Source organism: Sporosarcina highlanderae (assembly GCF_030433715.1).
GTDB lineage: Bacteria > Bacillota > Bacilli > Bacillales_A > Planococcaceae > Sporosarcina > Sporosarcina highlanderae.
Window position 1 is genome coordinate 49,670 of sequence record NZ_JAROCC010000008.1, and the last position, 19,129, is coordinate 68,798.

Sequence of the window (19,129 nt, forward strand, 5' to 3'; positions counted from 1 at the left end):
GGTCAATTATTTGGATGAATTAGATTACAAGAATAACCGGACTTTGTAACCCCGCTGTAATCTATTTGTAATTTAATTGCCCCCAACTTGTAATGTTTAATCTTTACAATTGGAAAGGTGATCAAATCAAAAGCGAAGGGCATTTGCCGCTTCGTACTATAAAAAATATAAAAAGCCATTAAGATCAGTGGTAGATAGGGGAAAGCATGAAGAAAGTTGCTTTATCGTTAATCGTAGCAGGTTCATTGGCATTTGGATTTACAACTGGAGATGCAGAAGCAAGTTCACCAGCATCCCAATCGGTATCAGTAAATAACGGCACGTACACAACAGCGTATAATGTAAATATCCGTTCCGGTGCAGGAACGAACAATAAAGTTGTTCTATTGGCGAAAAAAGGGACAAAAGTTTCGGTTGTTGGCCAGAAAAAAGTCGGAAAAGAAGTTTGGTATAATGTTAAGGTGAACGGCAAAACAGGCTGGGCGCTTAGCTCTTTATTAACAAAGAATGGGGCAACTACTAAAGTAGCTGCAAGCAATCCAACAGTCGTTCAAAAAGCGAAGTCATTGACTGGCATTCCTTACAAATTCGGTGGAACTACTACTAAAGGGTTCGACTGCAGTGGGTTTGTCCAATATGTTTATAAGCAATCCGGCAAATCGGTTGCCCGTGATACATTGGGGCAATTTGCACAATCCAAAAAAGTGAGCGACCCGAAACCAGGCGATTTGGTATTCTTCCAAAATACATACCGCAAAGGCATTTCACATGTGGGAATTTATGTCGGGAATAACAAATTCGTTCATGCAGGTGGTAAGCAATCACAAGTGGTAAGCTTGAGCAATAGTTATTGGAAATCAAAATTCCATAGTTTCAAACGTCTTTAATAACAAAACCGCCGGTACAGGATATGTACCGGCGGTTTTATTTTAGATGACTTTGAAATTCCTTCTGTTTCCATTATTGGCATATTCCCAAGTCCGCAGAAATTGGTTTGTTCGTGATCGACCTATTTCCATCAGTGCATCTTTTTGTTCGTCCTCCATATTGAACTGGGTTGCGCTGTACTGTTCAACAGGGATGAAAATGATGTCTTTTTCATGCTTTCGTGAAATATATCGTTCGTCATGTGCGTTTTTCATTGTCGAGAATAGTGCTTCAAACAAATTGAGTGCATTGGTAATTTCCTTTCCACCCATCTCATCACTGCTACTGCTCAGTTTCATACCGATGAGGGGACGTTCACGCTTCCCTTCGGCGTCATCGAAAATCCACATCGGGAAATTGCTGAGTACACCCCCATCCACCACAATCGTCTCACCAGATGGCGCCTTGAAACGTACTGGTTCGAAAAAAAATGGGATATTGCAACTCATCCGAAGTGCTTTCGCGATAGGAAACATCATAGGCTCAATGCCATAATGAACGAGATCGTCTGGAAGAACGATCATCTTCCCATGCGTTAAATCCGACGCAACCAATTTCAACGACCCCGGCGGCAAATCGGAAAACGTATAGAGCCCTTTTGCAGATAGCTTTTCGAAAAACCAATCCTCCAAAGCCTTTCCTTGATAAAGTCCCATGCGCTTATACAATCGCAACCATTTCAGAAAAGGTATTGGAATAATCGTTTTGCGTGGATCTAACAGAGTCTGCAAATCCTCCTCTTGCATCATAACCTCGATTTCCTGGCCAGAATACCCTGCTGCAATGAAACTTGCAATGATCGCACCGGCACTTGTTCCGGCCAATCGCTTAAAACAATACCCTTTCTCTTCCAAAACTTGATACGCACCGACTAAAGCAAATCCTTTCAACCCGCCACCAGCAAATACCCCATCTATTTCCACAGCATCCCTCCCATGGCGTTGTTATACTATAATCTTTGAAAAGGAAATGTAGAACCCGCCTGTTATATGTTGTTCAGATCCTGCACTTTACTCGTAACGAAAAATGTTTTCATATTTTCCAATACGGGTATTTGGTTAAGCATCACCGTAAGAAGGAGGCTATCTACATGAAAGAAAAGAAATTTGTAGGCATGTACCATAACGATTCGGAATTGATGTCGACAATAGACGAATTAAAATCTCAAGGCTTTGAAGGTGAGAACATTTACGTGGTTGCACAGGATGATAGTGATGTGAGAATGTTCCAAGGCATGAAATATGGGGATGTACAAACAACGCCAGAATCATGGTTCAATCGATTCATTGATTTCCTGACTGGCGAGGATCATGTTAGAAGCATGCTTCAAGAGGTCGGTGTTTCAGAGGGAGATATGGATAATTATTATACTCAAATTAAGAATGGCGGGAAACTGCTTTACGTTGACCAAGGAGAAGTGAATCTTTTTCATACAAATTCCGTTAGTCGCTTTGGACTATCGGATACCGGATCCGATCCTAATTTAGGTGCGAATCGGGTTTCAGATTACGAGTCCAATGAATTATATTATACTTCTGGGGCTTTCCAGGATTCCTCCTTGTACGAAGGGACTGACACGAATTTCGGACGAGTCGGTGGCGAAGCTTTCCGCGGCTATGAAGACAATGAGACCGAGAAAGATGGCGAAATCGATATACGGGAAGAATTCGTTGATGAACCTATAATGCGAAATAAACCGGATAATGAGTAGTCGTTGAATGAGGGAGCCCGCAAAGTCAGACATGCTTTGCGGGCTTATTTGTGCCCCGTCCGTTTAGGGTGAGACAGACACAATGAGGATGTGATGCTTTGGTAAGGGTGAATTTGTGAGCTCAATTCTATGAATTGCGAGTGCCTTGCCGATTTAGATGATTTTCAGACATTTTTACGACATTGCAGTATTAATTGACATTAACGCCATTAGGTTGAAGGGATTCAGTTGGCTGGATGCTATCTCTGCCCGTTTTTTCGTATTATTACAATTATGGGTTGCTTGTCCAGGGCAAGTCCATAAGAGCCAATAACAACAATTTGTTTCAACGTTTAGGTCGGCGGCAATGTCGACAGCAACTCGCAAATATGATCATTTTTATCATAGTCATGTTACTCATAGCTTGTTCACCCTATACCTACTAATAATCCCTACGAAAATAGGGATCTCTATACTGTATTACAGTGATCTTGTTTTGTTTAGGTTGCCGACACGGCAGTCCGGAAAATAATTTATTCTTTAAGAAGGAAAACGCATAAATGCCTCTAAGGACGCATAAATCCCACTAAAAGCTCATAAATCTTCCAAAAAGCGCATAAAAAATAGTTATGCGTATATTTACGGATTTATGCGTTTTCGGCCGGCTTTATGCGTGATTCCACGAATTTATGCGCTTTTGGAATAAAAAAGCAAGCCGCTCTATTAGCCTGCTTCCTCTTGCTTTATTTACGATCCTGATCTTCCAATTTCTTGATAATCTTCGCGTTATCAGCATCAATTCGCTCTAACATGCTTAGGATATCATCTAGGTCATCATACTGGTTCAGTGTGAATTCGCGCATTGACACCCGGTGATTTTGCAAGCTTTTCCGCAGACGGAAAACCGCCTCCCCTTGCTTGCCTAACTCTTCCCGTATCGTATCTTGCTTAACAGAATCCGACTGCAGTTTCTCATGGACCTCCCAAATTCGGTCTCGTAATTGAAAGTAACGATTTCGATGACTAATCTGTTGGCGGCTGACACTATCGAGAATTTTCCCACAGAGCTGCTCCAATCGATTGACGACAATGACAAGGTGCTCATTCGTTTCACGCTGTTCCTTCATGAATGCCAAATATGGATTCCAAACGAACCGGCTTTGATTCGACAAATAATCATCCACCCACCCGTTTAAATGAACTTTCGATTCTCCCAATTTCCAAACTCCTCTACTGGGTCTTCTTCCTATTGTATGTCGAATTATCTGTCAAGTGCACTTCCGGTCCTAAGTTAAAAATCGCTTCAGCCTACGTATTAATAACAGGCCGAATTCCAGCCAAATCCAACTGTAAATTTGTGAAAAAGCCAAAATGATAATGATTGTGGTCCAATTAAATGAAGAGACGCCCGGGCCGAATACAGGGAAACCAAGCACGTAAAGCGGGATGCAAATACCTATAAATAACGCTATGCCACCAACGAAGATTGCATTCAGTCGGTTAGACTGTGTACGTAATGCCCATCCCAATGCGATGCCTAACACACCTGTCGTGAATGGAAAAATGAATAATTCACTCGGTTGAATTAAAACCAATAGGAAGATTGTTAATAAATAAGACATACTTCCCCACCGAAAGGTAATGAGCGTTGCCATAAGCACCGGAGCGGTCGCAAGGGGGCTTATGAAAAATCCGACTCCCGGCAAAAAACCACCAGCCGATTGAAGAACCGCCGCAAGAGCAGACATCAGTGCTGCAAACATCATTTTTTCATTTATGGTCCACTTGAAATACATCGATCTATGAACAGCCCTTGGATAAAAGGGCATGGATTTAGATAACCGGAAAACCATTCCTCCTTTTTTCTTCATCTTACTACTATATTCCTTCCCAATAGGTACCTGTTACCCGATTATTGAATAGATTGGTAGAGGTATAAAAGGGAGGCATCGTGTTTTGATTAACCAAGAATTGATTACTAATTTGTCGTCGCGAAAGCTGAATCCTGATGATATTTTAGTTCCTGAGGGCTTTGAAATTGATGTATTTGCAACGGGTTTAACTACGCCGATCAACATAACGTTTACAGAAAATGGGGAAATGCTTGTCGCAGATTCAGGTATAGCGGATGGGAATGGAAAAGTGTTAAAACAGACGGAGAATGGCTTTTCGGTTATTGCAGATGGGTTTAATCCACCATTGACGGGGATTACCGTGTATCAAGGAAATATTTACGTGGCCCACAGACGGTTTGTTACGATGATTCTGCCCGACGGAACAAAAAAGGACATTATCTCTGGGCTGCCAAGCAATGGCGATCACCATAATAACCGCGTAGTGTTCGGCCGGGACGGAAAAATGTATTTCGGCCAAGGAACTGCAACAAATAGCGGAGTAGTCGGATTAGACAATGACTGGGTGAAAGATCATCCATTTTTCCATGATTACCCGGGCAGCGATGTTACATTAAATGGGGAAAACTTTACAACCACAACCTTTGTTGGAAATCATGAAGCCACGACGGGTGCTTATTCGCCTTTTGGAATCCCAAGCTATCCCGGGGAGAAGGTGAATGGCATCGTTCAAGCGAGCGGTAGCATTTTGCGTGCAAATCCTGACGGCTCGGATTTGGAACTTGTCGCATGGGGATTGCGGAACCCATTCAGAATCCATTTCGACAGTTTCGACCGGTTATTCTCCACAAACCATGGAATGGATGTTAGAGGCAGCCGCCCCGTCGCAAACTCCCCTGATGAGTTCCAATGGATCCGTCCCGGAATGTGGTATGGATTCCCTGATTTCACAGGTGGTCTTCCTCTCACAATGCCACAGTTCAAGCCAGAAAACGGGCCACAACCCGAATTCCTATTGGCGAAACATCCGATGCAACCACCTATGCCGGTCACCGTATTCGCTCCCCACTCCGCAACGATGGGTTTCAGCTTCAATGAAAAACCCGCATTCGGCCCAATCGGGGATGTGTATATTGCTGAGTTTGGCGCAGACGAACCGGTCACAACAGGAGGAGAACCACTTCCCATTGTCGGGCATCGAATTTCCCGCATTGATATGCGAACAGGAGAGATATTTCCTTTTGCAATCAACCGTACAGGACTCCCGGCCTCCTTATCGGACAGCGGTGGTTTCGAACGACCAATCGATGCTGTTTTCGGTACAGGAGATGTCCTATATGTAGCGGATTTCGGAGTATTTTCGGAAGTTTCAGTATTGCCTCGATCCGGCGTGATCTGGAGGATAAGAAAGACGATTTGAGTGAGGTCAGGATGAACAACATGTTACGGCGTTTCACAAGGTGAATGCGCCGTAGCAAAATCTAAGTTTAGTTTGCCCCATTCATAAAAATAAATCATTTTGTTTCCTTTTCCGTCAACAAGGGTATTTTCGAAAACAACGATGGACAAGGAGGTAGAACCATGAGAAAGACATTTATCGGCAGTTTTCCAAATCGAGATCGTTTAATTAATAAAATTCAAGAACTGATGGACGACGGCGTTGAAGAGCAGGATTTGTATGTCGTCATGAAAGATGAAAAAGCAGTGGATGAGCTAAGGCGGCATGCATTCGAAGCTGGCGCGGACTCCCCCTTCAATCTGTTCAATCGTTTCATGGGATTCCTTGCAGGCGAAAGAAACGTTCGCAGCATGCTTCACGATTCCGGATTCACGGATGGAGAGGCAAAAAAGTATTTCAATGCCATTCAGGAAGGTGCACTATTACTTTACATGAATGGAGTATTTGAAAAGGCGCGTAAAATTGAACGCCCGACAATTGAAAATGGCTATGAAGACTATGGACTGATCCCTTTGGATGAATCGGAAGTGGGGCTTGAAAATTGACTATGTAAAACACCCATGGAACAACTAACTCCATGGGTGCTTCATTTTTTAGTCCTTCAAATACCTCTCACGCCACTCTGCAATTTCCTTCTCCATAATCTGTTTCTCAAGCGTTTCATCCCACTGACCCGTCATCGTGTTCCAAACCCTCGCAAACAACCTGTCCTCGGCGGTCTGATGCAAACGGAACTCAAGACATGGAACCGATACCCTCTCCAATTCATTCACAGACAGTATGGCATGGACAACCTTTTGCGAATCACCTTCCGAAATTGTTATATCCAACTGATCAAGCGCCGCCCGCCATTCACTTTCCCTGATTTTATTTACATGACGGAATTCCGCAGCATAACGATATGTCTTCCCTTCGTCATCCCCGGGCTCGCCTGTCAAAAACAATTCATGCGACGGGCTATAATGGACAGTAGCTTCCTCTATCTCAGGGGACTCGACAAAAGTACCAGAATCTAATTGTTGCCTGCCTGCTTCGGTCAAGGAATAAACGTCGCCATTCATAACTATCAATCCTGCCCGGCTCATCCGGTCAATGCTATCTTGAATGAATAAAGGTTCAACGACCAATATTTCGCTCACTTCTTCGATTGCAGAAAACCCCGAAGTCCGAAATGCGATTAACAACATTTTCATCAGGACATCCATCTTCGTCCGCTTTACTGTTTCAAATTCGACATCGATCGTTTGAATCGGCAATGTCCATTCTTCCGTAGCAAGCAGTTTCACATTCGGGTCCCGTAGTATTTCATTCCGAAGATGTTTTTTTAGACCATCCATTTAGCCATTCCTTTCCGCAGCCAACTCAAACTCCTTGAATCCCCCGCCTTGCTTCACCTTTTCGACCAATCTTGTATACATCGCCTTCGTCTCTGCCTTTTTCGGCCGGTTCATGAACATTTCAGAACTGCCGACAATGATCAGCAATTCCCTGGCACGCGATAATGCGACATTCAATCGACGGTAATCTTCGGCAAATCCAATTGTTCCACTTGGCTGATGGTGATTCCGGACAAAGCTCAATATGATGATATCCATTTCCATCCCTTGGAATTTATCGACGGAACCCGTCCGGCAGTGTAAATGCTTCGGCATGAGTTCCTGTTCGATTAAGCGGTCAATCCGCTTCACCTGTTCACCATAAAAACTAATTACACCAACACTTTTCTTCGCATCCGCCTTCATTCGTCCCTCGCGCTTCGCAAGTTCCGTTCCCGATTCGATATCAAGGAGCAACTCCCTGATCCTCCGCAATTCCGCTTCATTAAAAAGACTCGTTCCGCCTTTTACTTGCGCTTCAAAATATGAAGGTTCGTTTGGCATATCAAACCAAAGCAGATGGTCATCGCGTCTAACGTACTGTGATGAAAGCATATGATCACGCGCCGCGTCCGAATCCATCAACCCGCATTGCAGGCGATAATTTCCGTCCACATAAAACGGAGTGATCGTTTCCATGATTTCCTCATGCATCCTGTATTGAATAGCCAACATCGCCTTGTTTTGCTTCGGCAAGCTCCTGAACAATCGCTCAAACAGCGATTCTTTCAGCATCCCGCGCAATTGACTCTTCTCTTCAACATCCTTAATTTCCTCAATGAATTCATCCATCGTCTCCCGACCGACGAGTGGCGGCAGCTGATGGTGATCCCCGACAAGAACAATTTTCTTCCCTTTCAGCATTGGCAATAGAAGCTCCGGAGGCGTCGCTTTCGATACTTCATCTATGATAACGACGTCGAAATTCGGATAATCCTCCATGAAATCACGTCGTGCGGAAGCGACACAAGTCGTCCCAATGACGTTTGCATGCTTCACATACAGTTTCCGGATTTCATCCAAGTCAAAATCACTTGCACCGACGAGCAATTCACTCCATTCATCTTGTAAGGCTCCCGCAATCGGCAATTGCCCAAGCTCTTTATGTAAACCGGCGGTTATGGTTTGTTTCGCTTCGGTTTCTTCACTAATTTCTTGTTTTCGACTTTCGGGATCAGATTGAATGATCTCCTGTAAATCCTGAATTCGAGATTCGTGCTCTTGGATTTCATTCAGCAATTCAGACTCTTCATCTATTAAACCCGCAAAGGTCTCCTTTACATTCGACAATTGATCAGCAGTTTTCTCGGATTTTTCGTTTATTTCCTTCAATGCTTGTTCGGCTCTTAGGAATAAATCCTTCCGCTTCTCAAAATCAGCAAGTACCATTTCAAGTTCAGCGATTGTTTGTTCAATATCATGGCGAATGATATGCTCGTCCACAAAATTGGTTAGTGCCAAAATTTCCTCTTTCAATCCGTTAAGTTGCACTTCATGTTCAATGATTTCCCGACTTGCCTTCTCCTCATCATTCTTCATTTCGCTTAATTCAGCCATCATTTCATCCATGATTTCTGATTTCAACGTTGCGAATCGCCCCGCCGCTTCACGATCGGAAGACGCCTTTATATTCACTGCATGCCTTTTAACTTCCTCCGCTTTTCCATATAAATAAGATAGATTATCGGCAAGTCGATGTAAGAGCGCCGCTTTTTGTGGATTCGCAGGCATCGCCAATGTCTTTTTGGTAGCTGGCAAAACGAAGAAGCGGCTGATTTTATCAAGCATTTCATGCATTTCTTCAGGCGTTTTGTATTTGTCATTATAATTACTTCTGACTTCTTCAACAGGATAAAAATACTTTTTCAGCATTTTCTCGGCATACTCAATCCCGTTTGAAAGACGATCCGCCACTTCATTCCATTCAAGAAGCGCATATGGGTACGTCCCCTTTATAATTTCCACACGCAAACGTTGCAATGCATTGATTTCAAGTTTTGTGGGAAGTGTGGGTTCAAGCTGGTGAGCAACGAAAAGCTTCTCAAGTTCCTGCAGTCTCTTAACGGAAGGCAATTGTTCAAGGAATCGAGTTAACGGCTCGCGTCTTGCTTCATTAACCCCCGACCCCTCTTTCAACCTACGGACAGCCATTTCTGCGTAATCAATTGCATCTACGGTTTGGAAATATCGTAGCATTTTCTGCTGTCGCGCCAATTCGCGTACTGTATTCGCCATTTCCTCATGTGATTCGAGATTAATTTTCGCGTCTTCAAATGCCTCTTCACAAGTTTTAATCTCAGAGGAGAGCTTTTCTTTCAAACGGGAAAGCTCAGCTTGTTGCTCCTCTACCGCAATCCGATTACCGATAATCTCCTTTTCCTTCTGCCGCAAGGGTTCAAGCTGATTAGACAATTCCCGGCTTTCAGCTTCAGCTGCAAGCTTATTCGCAATCTGCTGTTCCACAATTTCCAATTCCGCCTGCAGGCGATCTATCTCTTTTTGATTCTCTTCCAATTCAAGTTGAATCTGCTTTTCACGATCCGCACGCTTCTCCCGCTGCTCATTCACGGCAGCCAACGTCTCATCCCGCCAATGAAGGGCAACATTTTCCTCGATGAACCGCTTTCCTTCTTCCTCAATGCTCTCGGTTCGTCCATACCGTAAAATCCGTATTCCCGGATCAGACAGCAGTCGCCCTAACGCATTATCGACAGCTAAATTCGACTGTGAAGCGACAAGCGTCCGTTGCCCTGCCTTCATCAATTGATGGCAAAGTTCCGATATGACCGTTGTCTTCCCCGTTCCGGGAGGACCTTGAATGACATATAAATCATTCGCTGACATTGCTCCGATAACCGCTTCCTGTTGAAACTCATTCAGCGGATGATGGAATTCCAACTCCATCCGCTTATTTGTAATTTGCACGACTGGCCGTTCTTCGAATAAGATTTTTTCCAAATTCGGGTTAGCCGCAAATCCATCCTGCAAGTCCTTAAACCCTTTACGCAGCCGGCGGATCTGACTTAACTCCGCAAAATTACTGAATACAATTTCCCGTGCATCTTTTGGCAATAAAGAGCCTCGTCTTGCAATCGCTTGATATTTCCGGCTCAATTCAATTTTCACCGTGCGTTTTCCGCGATTTACAATGACAACATTCCCTAAATCATCGCCCGAGCCTTTCAGCTTCGCGCTGAAACCTGTGATTGCTCCCCAATCTTTCGCGTCCAGCCCACTGCAAGTGATCGTGAGTTGGCTGAAGGATTCATTGACATGCGCATGCGAAAAATGGGCAGTTATATCGGCGACGTCCGCATTTTTCTCCTCGATCCGTAAGTATCCTTCCCAGCTCTTGATCCGTTTTTCAACATATTCCGAACGTTCCTGCGCAACAGGCAACTCCCGAAGGCTTGTATACAAGTCGATTGGCATCGAACTACCCGTACGCTGGTTGACCATAAATTTCAGGCGGACACCAAGCCGGCGATTCGTTCGAACGGGCTCTTTACGGCCTTTCACTCGAAAACTTGTCGCAAGAAAGCCTTCGTTTTTATAGACACATTCCATCACCGCCACCCGCTCTTTCAGGTGGTTGCCTAACTGTGCATTTGCTTCCGGGTCGAAGTAGAAGGAGAATGTCATGTTGTCCTGTTTTGCGGGAAGTTTTTCGATGTATACCGCAAAATTATCCTGCATGGAAAATAGTTCATTCTCATCAATCGCCCAATTTCCAATCTCTTTCCGCGCCCTGTGCGTCATATCAAGTCGACACTTCAATACTTCATTCTTTTCCAACAGGACAACCTCCTTTCCTTTTTGATCCCTCTCCGAATTAAAACCATACGTTCTATCATACAACAAAAATTCGTTCGGATTAATTAGAAATCGTTGGATGGGGATGAGGATTTTTCTGGTTGAGGGGAGACTTTGTAGCTTTCCGAGGAAAGACTCTTCACAATTCCATTTAATCCCCTCGCAATCTATTTATTTTTCCGATATACTAATTGATGATTCTAAGTCCCATTTGGGCATAGAATTAAAATAGATTTTCTGAATTAGTGGAGGCATTAAATTTGAAATTTTGGTTAACGGTTATTGTTGGATTACTCTTTGTTCTTTATGGATGTGCGGAAACTTACGATAATGATACTTCTAATGGAAAAGCACCAACTAAAACAGTTGAGAAAAATAGTGAGGTAACACCGAAGGAAAAGGCATCAGAGGAAGATACTTCAAAAGATGTAGCGAAAGAATCGGATGCTTCTAAAAATAGCACAGCGGTTGGAAAAGTCGATTCCATTGCAAAACCAGCCCCTGCGAAGAAGACTGACACTTCAGGTACGACAGCACATATCCCCGTCAAATTGGTTAAAACAATCGACGGTGATACAATTAAGATCCTTTATGAAGGAAAAGAGATCAATGTTCGTTATTTATTGATCGACACACCTGAAACAAGTCATCCAAGGCTTGGCAAGCAGCCGTTTGGCGAGGAAGCTAAAGAGCGAAATCGACAATTGGTGAATAGCGGCGCACTTTCAATCGAATTTGATGTCGGTGAGCGCTATGATAAATATGACAGATTGCTTGCCTACGTTTATGTTGACGGAAAAAGTGTTCAAGAGACATTGCTGTCAGAAGGCCTGGCCCGGGTTGCTTATGTGTATCCGCCGAACACGCGTCACCTGTCACCTTTCGAGGAAGCACAGGCAGTAGCGAAGAAAAAAGGGCTTGGCATCTGGTCAGTTGAAAACTACGCGACGGATTCTGGGTTCAATAGCGATGCAGCAAGTTCGACAAATCAAACGCCCGCAGCATCGGGAGCCGCTACGTCAAAACCGGCAACGTCTAAACCTACTACATCGCCTAACACAACTTCCGGCACTTCTTCCGGTACCTCGGAGTTCTTCCAAAACTGTACGGAACTTCGCAAGAAATATCCGAACGGTGTTCCAAAGGGCCATCCAGCGTATCAATCGAAAATGGACCGTGATAAAGATGACTTTGCATGCGAAAAATAAGAAGTATTTTAACCGGGAGAAATTCTTTTCTCCCGGTTTTTTCATGATAATTCGACTGATTAATTACGTTAAAAAGTCGGTTTCTGTCAAAATTCATCCTTTTAAATCCCGCATGAATTTGATTTGAAGAGGGAATGGTATATAAAACGCCAGTTTCTCATTTCCCAAGAAATAATGTAGAAACATGTAATAGAAGGAGACCATACTATGCAAGAGTTTAAAATAACGTATTTCTATGATGAAGAACATTATATTAGACGTTTTATTCACACGGATTCCATGGAGAGTGCAGAAAAGCTTGTTCAAAAAGAACGGGATCAATACATTTCATTCACTGATAGCCGTGGTATTTATCACGAGTTGCATACTGGAAAAGTCCGGGTGGTGCAGGTGGCGGAATATCATCGCGAAGATAAAAAATAGAAGCCTTGAGTGCAAAATTCAAGGCTTCTTTTCTTTTATTCGCCCTTCACTTCCGAGGAAACACAAAGCAGTCTGACCTCTTGATTAGTATAGTTGTACCAATAATGTGGCCGCGTTGAATCAAGCATGATTGATTCAGTTGGGTTTAATTCGTAAATATTATCTTCAAGACGGACTGTGAGGATTCCCTCGATGACATAGAGAAATTCCTGGCCTTTATGTGTTATAAGATTCCCTTCTATTTGACCCGGTTTCAAGACTACATACAACGGGGCAAAATCACGGGGTGATACCATCGCCCCCAAATCCTTGTAGTAAATTTGATGGGCGTCCATTCGCTGTTCAAAAATGAAGGATTGGTCTTCACCTACCCTTTCTTCCTCGAAAAGATAACTTGGATTTACACCGAAAGCAATTGATATTTTTTTCAAGGATTCCAAGGTTGCAGAAGATTTTCCCCGTTCCAATTGGGAAAGGAAACTAATGGAGAAACCTGTTTTTTCCGCCAATATCTTTAGCGTCATGCCTCGCTCTAATCTGATTCTTTTAATCTTTTCTCCTAAGTGATTAAGTGCCATTTTTCTCATTCTCCTAAAAATTACTGTTGACAGAATATTAGTGTATAACTATGATAGTGTTATTAAGATTGAAGTGGTACTTCAATTTAATTAAGTTAAGCGCTTTCATTCCTATTCTTATTGCTTGAAGTGCTACTTCAATTATACCAAAGGGGATTAGATTATGGAGAAAAAAAAGTTAAACAGAGTATTGATTGCCAGTCTCGTTGGTAGTTCCATAGAATGGTTTGACTACTTCCTATATGGGACGGTTGCAGCGCTTGTGTTCAACCAAGTGTTTTTTGTAAATGAAGACCCGACAATCGGCTTACTATTGGCTTATGCGTCATTTGCTCTTGCCTTTTTCATCCGACCGTTCGGCGGAATTATTTTCAGTCATATCGGTGACCGCATAGGAAGGAAGAAAACTCTTGTTTTAACACTAAGTCTAATGGGGATTGCGACATTTGGAATGGGGCTATTGCCAACATACCAAGCGATCGGTATTTGGGCCCCAATTCTTTTGATCACACTTCGACTCGTTCAAGGGTTAGGAATTGGTGGAGAATGGGGCGGCGCGCTCTTATTAGCAGTTGAATATGCGCCACCAGAAAAGCGTGGTTTCTTTGGATCCGTTCCGCAAATGGGGATTACAATCGGGATGATGCTTGGAACGTTGGCATTGTCAATCATGACGATGCTCCCTGAAGATTCATTTATGACATGGGGATGGCGTGTACCATTCATCCTAAGTGCATTGCTTGTTGTTTTTGGATTATGGATTCGTAAAGGAATTGATGAGACGCCTTCATTCAAGGAAGTTAAAGAACGCGGAGAAATTCCTAAAGTTCCACTTGTCACAACTCTGAAGACACATTGGCGTGAAGTGCTTATTGCCATTGGAGCAAAAGTTGTTGAAACAGCTCCGTTTTATATTTTCAGTACATTCGTCGTCTCCTATGCAACCACTTATCTTGATTTTTCAAGGACCGCAACGTTGAATGCCGTCATGGTTGCTACAATTGTTACAACGATTTTAATACCAATCATGGGTAAGCTATCTGACAAAGTTGGCCGTAAACCACTTTACGTCTGGGGAACGGTCGCTATGATCCTGTTCGCATTCCCATACTTCTGGATGATTCAACAGGGATCCGTTGCCCTTCTTGTAATCGCTACCGTTATCGGATTAGGCATTATCTGGGCACCGATTACTGCAGTTCTTGGAACAATGTTCTCGGAAATCTTTTCTGCTGAGGTCCGTTACACGGGGATTTCACTTGGCTATCAGATTGGAGCAGCTGTAGCTGGAGGTACTGCGCCACTTGTTGCCACTGCTTTACTAGCAAATTTCAACAATTCATATATTCCTGTCGCGCTTTACATTATTTTCACGGCGGTCGTTTCCCTCTTAGCCATCTGGGCTGTGAAAGACCGGAAGAATGAAGCGCTTGATCAATAAAGGTAAATAAATTCCAAGGAGGAGATTTCGATTTTAATTATCAATGAAAAAGAAATTCAAACTACTTATGGAATGAAAGAAGCCATGCGTGATGTTGAGCATATTTTACGAGCGAAGGTGGAAGAAAAAATCTTAAATCCACATCGGACGATCATTGGTTTTCCACAACGCAACGCAACGATACTCTATATGCCAAGCTCGGATTTAACAAATGAACTTTCTACTATAAAAACCGTTTCAATCTTTCCTGAAAATCCAGCAGTAGGCAAACCGACAACGCAAGGGGTCATCCTTGTAACCGATGCGAAAAACGGAGAACATCTTGCGTTAATGAATGCCTCCTATTTAACAAGGCTTCGGACGGGTGCATTAAGTGGACTTGCTACTGACCGCCTTGCAAGAGAAGACGCGAAAGTACTTACCGTTATCGGAACAGGCGGCATGGCATTCGAACAGGTCCTTGGTGTATTGGAGGTTCGCGGAATCGAAAAAATATTGCTCGTCAATCCAACAATCTCCAAAGCCGAACGATTCAAAGAGAGATTGTTAAGTTTCGGTATTGATGAAAACATCCATATTGAGATTGTAGAGGACGTTTCTGTTGCAGTGCGTCAGGCGGATATTATTAGTTGCAGTACCCGCTCGAATACGCCTGTGTTTAATGGAAATGACGTGAAGCCTGGTACACATGTCAACGGCGTCGGATCCTATCTACCACATATGAGGGAGATGGATCATACTTTCATCAAACGTTGCAGTAAGATCGTTACTGATGATGAAATTGGTGTCAAAGAAGAAGCGGGCGAATTAATCTATGCCAATGAACAACCTGACTGGTCCTATGACGAGTTACACGGTGAGTTGATGGACCTTGTTGTAGGTAAAGCAAGCGGCAGAGAAGACAGTGAGGAAATCACCTTCTTCAAGTCCGTAGGTGCCTCTTATTTCGACTTAGCTGTCGCACAGGGAGTCTATCGTAAGGCAATTGAATTGGGTATTGGTGTGGAAGTAGAAGTTTAATTAATTTCCTGAACGGCAGGCATTTATGGTTTGCCGTTTTTATCATTATCTCACTTCCCCGCTTGTCCAATCAGTTTCCCTTCATTCTCCTCCAAAATTACAAGTTTAACATCACTTTTATGTTGCACATATTGCTTTTCAAATGATGCAAGTAGTTCCACTGCTGGTTTAACTGCTGCGAAAATCGCAAAACTGAATGCAACAACGGAAATTGCCAATACAATCGCTACTATCTTCTTAGCCATATACATTCCTCCTTGGAAGGCAATCTTTTCATTTACTATACGATGTTTATTCCTTTTAGAAAATTGAATTTTTTTGATAAAATATGCCAATCACCAATGAAAATCGTCAGCAAGTTAGGTGAACTCCCCTGCATCGACAGTTTATGCTGTCGGATGCTGATAAAGAATAGGGAAACTTTTATTTTTCGCAAGAGTAATAATACAAGTAGGGCTTTCCAGCAAAGTCGGTGAGTGAATGTACGTTAAAAGCGTCAAAAATCAGCAAGAAAATCGCACTTGAAAATGCTGTATAAATCAGATGAAAGCGTTTACTTAGTCCTACCTATTGTTTCACAATATTTACGGATAAACTTTTTAATTAACTTTCAGTCAAAAAATGCACGTTATAGCGTAATGATAGTAATTCCCTATATAATTAATGAAATTTTACTACAGTTGGGAAAATTACCGTGATATAATACACTTGACTTATGTAAAAAGGAGGATTCGTTTATGTACTGTAAAAGTGTGACTCTTGACGAAGATGCGCTTGCACTGAGATGGGCAAACTCGAATAGTTCCGTTTCGGAGATTATCACAACAGAAGGCATTTTTCTTTCCGAGCAAACCCCTCTGGAGCTTCTTGGTCATTCACAGAAAAGGAATTCCCCATTACTGGGAGGATTTTATCCAGCTAACAATGTGACGGCAAACAGAGCATTTATCCAAACAGCAGCCTCAAATACTCGTGAGTGTGTTTGGATTCTAAGTGATTCATTCACTTCACAAGCCTTAGAGAAAAATAGAACCAAAGTACTTTTCAAAAATGGAATATCAATAACGGTTTCCGCTTCCAAGGAATTCATGGACCGCAAACGAATGCGTATACATAGATTCACTCAATCAACTAATAATTTAAATTACATACTTCCCGGAATAAAGGAATTTAATCAGAAGTATTTTTAATCATCATTAGCAAAACAGCCAAAATGGACGACACGCTAGTAACTAATAGCGTGTTTTTTATTATGCTGAGTTTTATCATGATGGTATGCTTATGTCGTAGTTGATAGGGAGGTATGACGCTAATGGCCACAAAGTTAGAATTAGACAAGGTTTATAAAATTTATGGGGATGGTTCAATCGCCGTTTCCAATTTCAACTTGCAAGTGTTAGATAAAGAATTCATAGTTTTAGTTGGTCCGTCAGGGTGCGGAAAGTCAACTACTTTACGTATGATTGCTGGCCTCGAGGAAATTTCTGAAGGCGAATTGCGCATTAAGGGGAAAGTGATGAATAACGTTCCCCCAAAAGATCGTGATATCGCCATGGTGTTCCAAAACTATGCACTTTACCAACATAAAAGCGTCTACGAAAATATGGCTTTCGGATTGAAACTTAGAAAGTTGCCGAAAGATGAAATAAAAAAACTAGTGAATAACGCAGCAACTATTCTTGGGCTTGAGGACCACCTTAACAAAAAGCCAAAAGATTTATCTGGAGGGCAACAGCAGCGGGTAGCCCTTGGAAGAGCAATTGTCCGGGACGCTGAACTATTTTTGATGGATGAGCCTTTATCTAACTTAGATGCAAAATTGCGGGTGCAAATGCGTGCTGAAATCACTAAGTTGCACCAGCGCCTAAATACTACGACGGTCTACGTTACGCATGACCAAACGGAAGCGATGACGATGGCGACCCGGTTGGTTGTCATGAAGGACGGTTTCATCCAACAAATCGGCAGCCCGAAGGAAGTATACGAGAATCCCGACAATGTGTTTGTTGGTGGATTTATAGGTTTTCCTGCGATGAACTTCTTTGAAGGTACGCTTAAAAATGGTCACTTTGTTGTCGGCAACGCATCACTTAAAATTCCTCAAAATAAGTTAAGCATGCTTACAAAACGGAATTTGGATGGAAAAGACGTCATCCTTGGAGTCCGACCTGAGCATATTCACCTAAAGTCTGACATGCCATCTCATGATTCGGAATCGGTTGTTGAGGTAACGGTAGATGCATCGGAGTTAACGGGTCCGGAGTTGATGGTTTATACATCAATTGGTGAGCAAACGTTCATTGCAAGGTTGCATGCGGAGGCGACAGTACTGCCGAACCAAGTGGTGAAGTTGTACGTTGATATGAAGAAAGCTCATTTCTTTGAAAAGGAAACTGAGAATAGGATTAAGTGAAAGTGAAAGTGGTACCTAATCTATGGTAAAATAAAGGATAAATTAAGTAATAAAAAAGAGGAGCCACCGAATGACGAATAAAATACGAATCTTATTACTCCTGTTAGTCATCGGCAGTACATCACTAGTCCTATCACTCACCCTCCCCCTTCCTGATGGACTTAAGTGGACCTTCTTAGTCATCGCGGTTTTATTCAATATCACAAGCGCGATTGGGCTGATGGTTATCGGAGTTAAAAAGACAAGGGAATAAAAAGCTGTTTTGAGGTCGAATGGTTGACTTCGAAACAGCTTTTTCGCGCTTAATCATAATTTTGCCCACCCTTCCTACCACTCAAACCATATAGATAATGAATAGAAAGATTAGAGTGCGGGGGGGATTATTTTGTTTTTGATCACTATTATTGCTATCGGCATAGCTGCAAATATAGACAATTTGGGAATTAGCATGGCATACGGATTGCGTTCCAACCGGATTCCTTTCGTTTATAACTTGATAATCTCAATAATTTCAATGGGTGCTGCATATCTTTCAATAATAGCCGGGAATATCCTATCAAACTATATGGCGCTGTCATTCTCCAACCTTATTGGAGGCATACTTTTAGTTGCGTTAGGATTATGGGTTAGTCTCAAATCCCCCGACTGTAGCGAAGACGCTAAAAAATTTGCAACTATCAATTGGAAAGAATCGATCATCCTTGGATTCATTTTAGCGCTCAACTGTATCTCAATCGGGTTCAGTGCAGGGATAACAGGTGCCCCTCCTTTATCCACAGCTATTTCAGTCGGTTTCTTCTCATTCATATCCATTTCTATCGGTATTCGGCTTGGCCATAAAATCGGCAAAACCTTTTTCGGAAAACACGCCGAACGCATCGGCGGACTTCTTTTGATCCTAATCGGGATTTATGAGATTTTCTTGTGA

General features: G+C 42.7%; 19 protein-coding genes. 12 read left to right on the top strand and 7 right to left on the bottom strand.

Translation table 11 applies throughout. The annotated features are described in order from the left end of the window. Window positions 1-206: 206 nt before the first annotated feature. A complete protein-coding gene (locus P5G49_RS11170) occupies window positions 207-887 on the top strand; it encodes a C40 family peptidase (protein WP_301243822.1) in 681 nt (226 codons plus the stop codon). A gap of 42 nt (window positions 888-929) precedes the next feature. Here the strand turns inward: P5G49_RS11170 and P5G49_RS11175 are convergent, their stop codons facing one another. Beyond that, a complete protein-coding gene (locus P5G49_RS11175) occupies window positions 930-1,850 on the bottom strand; it encodes a patatin-like phospholipase family protein (protein ID WP_301243823.1) in 921 nt (306 codons plus the stop codon). 167 nt (window positions 1,851-2,017) lie between these two features. Between P5G49_RS11175 and P5G49_RS11180 the strand changes: the two genes are divergently transcribed. Continuing rightward, window positions 2,018-2,638, top strand: coding sequence for a YflT domain-containing protein (locus P5G49_RS11180; RefSeq protein ID WP_301243824.1), 621 nt, complete (start codon window positions 2,018-2,020; stop codon window positions 2,636-2,638). A gap of 722 nt (window positions 2,639-3,360) precedes the next feature. On the opposite strand, the gene P5G49_RS11185 is transcribed toward P5G49_RS11180, so the two are convergent. Together P5G49_RS11185 and P5G49_RS11190 are read right to left on the bottom strand one after the other, a co-directional pair. After that, window positions 3,361-3,834: a hypothetical protein gene (locus P5G49_RS11185; RefSeq protein ID WP_301243825.1), complete on the bottom strand. Its 474-nt coding sequence runs from the start codon at window positions 3,832-3,834 to the stop codon at window positions 3,361-3,363. A 69-nt stretch (window positions 3,835-3,903) separates the two neighbouring features. Beyond that, window positions 3,904-4,470 (bottom strand): YybS family protein, encoded by a 567-nt coding sequence (locus tag P5G49_RS11190; protein WP_301243827.1) that lies wholly within the window; start codon window positions 4,468-4,470, stop codon window positions 3,904-3,906. 103 nt (window positions 4,471-4,573) lie between these two features. Between P5G49_RS11190 and P5G49_RS11195 the strand changes: the two genes are divergently transcribed. Next, the gene (locus tag P5G49_RS11195) at window positions 4,574-5,890 is read left to right on the top strand and encodes a PQQ-dependent sugar dehydrogenase (RefSeq protein ID WP_301243829.1); all 1,317 of its coding nucleotides are present in this window, start codon (window positions 4,574-4,576) and stop codon (window positions 5,888-5,890) included. 161 nt (window positions 5,891-6,051) lie between these two features. Further along, complete coding sequence (locus tag P5G49_RS11200; protein WP_301243831.1) at window positions 6,052-6,474, top strand: YflT domain-containing protein; 423 nt, start codon at window positions 6,052-6,054, stop codon at window positions 6,472-6,474. Window positions 6,475-6,522: 48 nt separating this feature from the next. Here P5G49_RS11200 and P5G49_RS11205 read toward each other — a convergent pair whose 3' ends face one another. Both P5G49_RS11205 and P5G49_RS11210 read right to left on the bottom strand, forming a co-directional pair. After that, entirely contained in the window at window positions 6,523-7,266 is a 744-nt protein-coding gene (locus P5G49_RS11205) for a hypothetical protein (RefSeq protein WP_301243832.1), read from the bottom strand. Beyond that, window positions 7,267-11,100, bottom strand: a complete 3,834-nt coding sequence (locus P5G49_RS11210) for an AAA domain-containing protein (protein WP_301243833.1) — start codon at window positions 11,098-11,100, stop codon at window positions 7,267-7,269. Window positions 11,101-11,378: 278 nt separating this feature from the next. Here P5G49_RS11210 and P5G49_RS11215 point away from each other — a divergent pair, with 278 nt between their 5' ends. After that, entirely contained in the window at window positions 11,379-12,326 is a 948-nt protein-coding gene (locus tag P5G49_RS11215) for a thermonuclease family protein (protein WP_301243835.1), read from the top strand. Window positions 12,327-12,533: 207 nt separating this feature from the next. Further along, window positions 12,534-12,749: a hypothetical protein gene (locus P5G49_RS11220; RefSeq protein ID WP_301243837.1), complete on the top strand. Its 216-nt coding sequence runs from the start codon at window positions 12,534-12,536 to the stop codon at window positions 12,747-12,749. Between the two features lie 35 nt (window positions 12,750-12,784). On the opposite strand, the gene P5G49_RS11225 is transcribed toward P5G49_RS11220, so the two are convergent. After that, complete coding sequence (locus P5G49_RS11225) at window positions 12,785-13,327, bottom strand: helix-turn-helix domain-containing protein (protein WP_301243839.1); 543 nt, start codon at window positions 13,325-13,327, stop codon at window positions 12,785-12,787. A 163-nt stretch (window positions 13,328-13,490) separates the two neighbouring features. On the opposite strand from P5G49_RS11225, the gene P5G49_RS11230 reads away from it, so the two are divergent. After that, window positions 13,491-14,768 (top strand): MFS transporter, encoded by a 1,278-nt coding sequence (locus P5G49_RS11230; RefSeq protein ID WP_301243840.1) that lies wholly within the window; start codon window positions 13,491-13,493, stop codon window positions 14,766-14,768. Window positions 14,769-14,798: 30 nt separating this feature from the next. After that, window positions 14,799-15,788 (top strand): ornithine cyclodeaminase family protein, encoded by a 990-nt coding sequence (locus tag P5G49_RS11235; RefSeq protein WP_301244005.1) that lies wholly within the window; start codon window positions 14,799-14,801, stop codon window positions 15,786-15,788. A gap of 50 nt (window positions 15,789-15,838) precedes the next feature. On the opposite strand, the gene P5G49_RS11240 is transcribed toward P5G49_RS11235, so the two are convergent. Next, window positions 15,839-16,033, bottom strand: a complete 195-nt coding sequence (locus P5G49_RS11240; protein ID WP_301243841.1) for a hypothetical protein — start codon at window positions 16,031-16,033, stop codon at window positions 15,839-15,841. Window positions 16,034-16,525: 492 nt separating this feature from the next. Here P5G49_RS11240 and P5G49_RS11245 point away from each other — a divergent pair, with 492 nt between their 5' ends. The 4 genes from P5G49_RS11245 (at window position 16,526) to P5G49_RS11260 (ending at window position 19,129) form a co-directional block, all read left to right on the top strand. Further along, window positions 16,526-16,978, top strand: coding sequence for a competence protein ComK (locus P5G49_RS11245; RefSeq protein WP_301243843.1), 453 nt, complete (start codon window positions 16,526-16,528; stop codon window positions 16,976-16,978). Between the two features lie 122 nt (window positions 16,979-17,100). After that, window positions 17,101-18,201, top strand: coding sequence for an ABC transporter ATP-binding protein (locus P5G49_RS11250; RefSeq protein WP_301243844.1), 1,101 nt, complete (start codon window positions 17,101-17,103; stop codon window positions 18,199-18,201). Between the two features lie 70 nt (window positions 18,202-18,271). Then, window positions 18,272-18,454: a hypothetical protein gene (locus tag P5G49_RS11255; RefSeq protein WP_301243845.1), complete on the top strand. Its 183-nt coding sequence runs from the start codon at window positions 18,272-18,274 to the stop codon at window positions 18,452-18,454. Window positions 18,455-18,586: 132 nt separating this feature from the next. Continuing rightward, a complete protein-coding gene (locus tag P5G49_RS11260) occupies window positions 18,587-19,129 on the top strand; it encodes a manganese efflux pump MntP (RefSeq protein ID WP_301243848.1) in 543 nt (180 codons plus the stop codon).

Bases quoted from the DNA above. Each gene is read 5' to 3' on its own strand.
- P5G49_RS11205 (WP_301243832.1), bottom strand. From the start codon at position 7,266: ATGGATGGTCTAAAAAAACATCTTCGGAATGAAATACTACGGGACCCG.
- P5G49_RS11255 (WP_301243845.1), top strand. From the start codon at position 18,272: ATGACGAATAAAATACGAATCTTATTACTCCTGTTAGTCATCGGCAGT.
- P5G49_RS11240 (WP_301243841.1), bottom strand. From the start codon at position 16,033: ATGGCTAAGAAGATAGTAGCGATTGTATTGGCAATTTCCGTTGTTGCA.
- P5G49_RS11225 (WP_301243839.1), bottom strand. From the start codon at position 13,327: ATGGCACTTAATCACTTAGGAGAAAAGATTAAAAGAATCAGATTAGAG.
- P5G49_RS11170 (WP_301243822.1), top strand. From the start codon at position 207: ATGAAGAAAGTTGCTTTATCGTTAATCGTAGCAGGTTCATTGGCATTT.
- P5G49_RS11220 (WP_301243837.1), top strand. From the start codon at position 12,534: ATGCAAGAGTTTAAAATAACGTATTTCTATGATGAAGAACATTATATT.
- P5G49_RS11250 (WP_301243844.1), top strand. From the start codon at position 17,101: ATGGCCACAAAGTTAGAATTAGACAAGGTTTATAAAATTTATGGGGAT.
- P5G49_RS11200 (WP_301243831.1), top strand. From the start codon at position 6,052: ATGAGAAAGACATTTATCGGCAGTTTTCCAAATCGAGATCGTTTAATT.
- P5G49_RS11230 (WP_301243840.1), top strand. From the start codon at position 13,491: ATGGAGAAAAAAAAGTTAAACAGAGTATTGATTGCCAGTCTCGTTGGT.
- P5G49_RS11245 (WP_301243843.1), top strand. From the start codon at position 16,526: ATGTACTGTAAAAGTGTGACTCTTGACGAAGATGCGCTTGCACTGAGA.
- P5G49_RS11190 (WP_301243827.1), bottom strand. From the start codon at position 4,470: ATGGTTTTCCGGTTATCTAAATCCATGCCCTTTTATCCAAGGGCTGTT.
- P5G49_RS11180 (WP_301243824.1), top strand. From the start codon at position 2,018: ATGAAAGAAAAGAAATTTGTAGGCATGTACCATAACGATTCGGAATTG.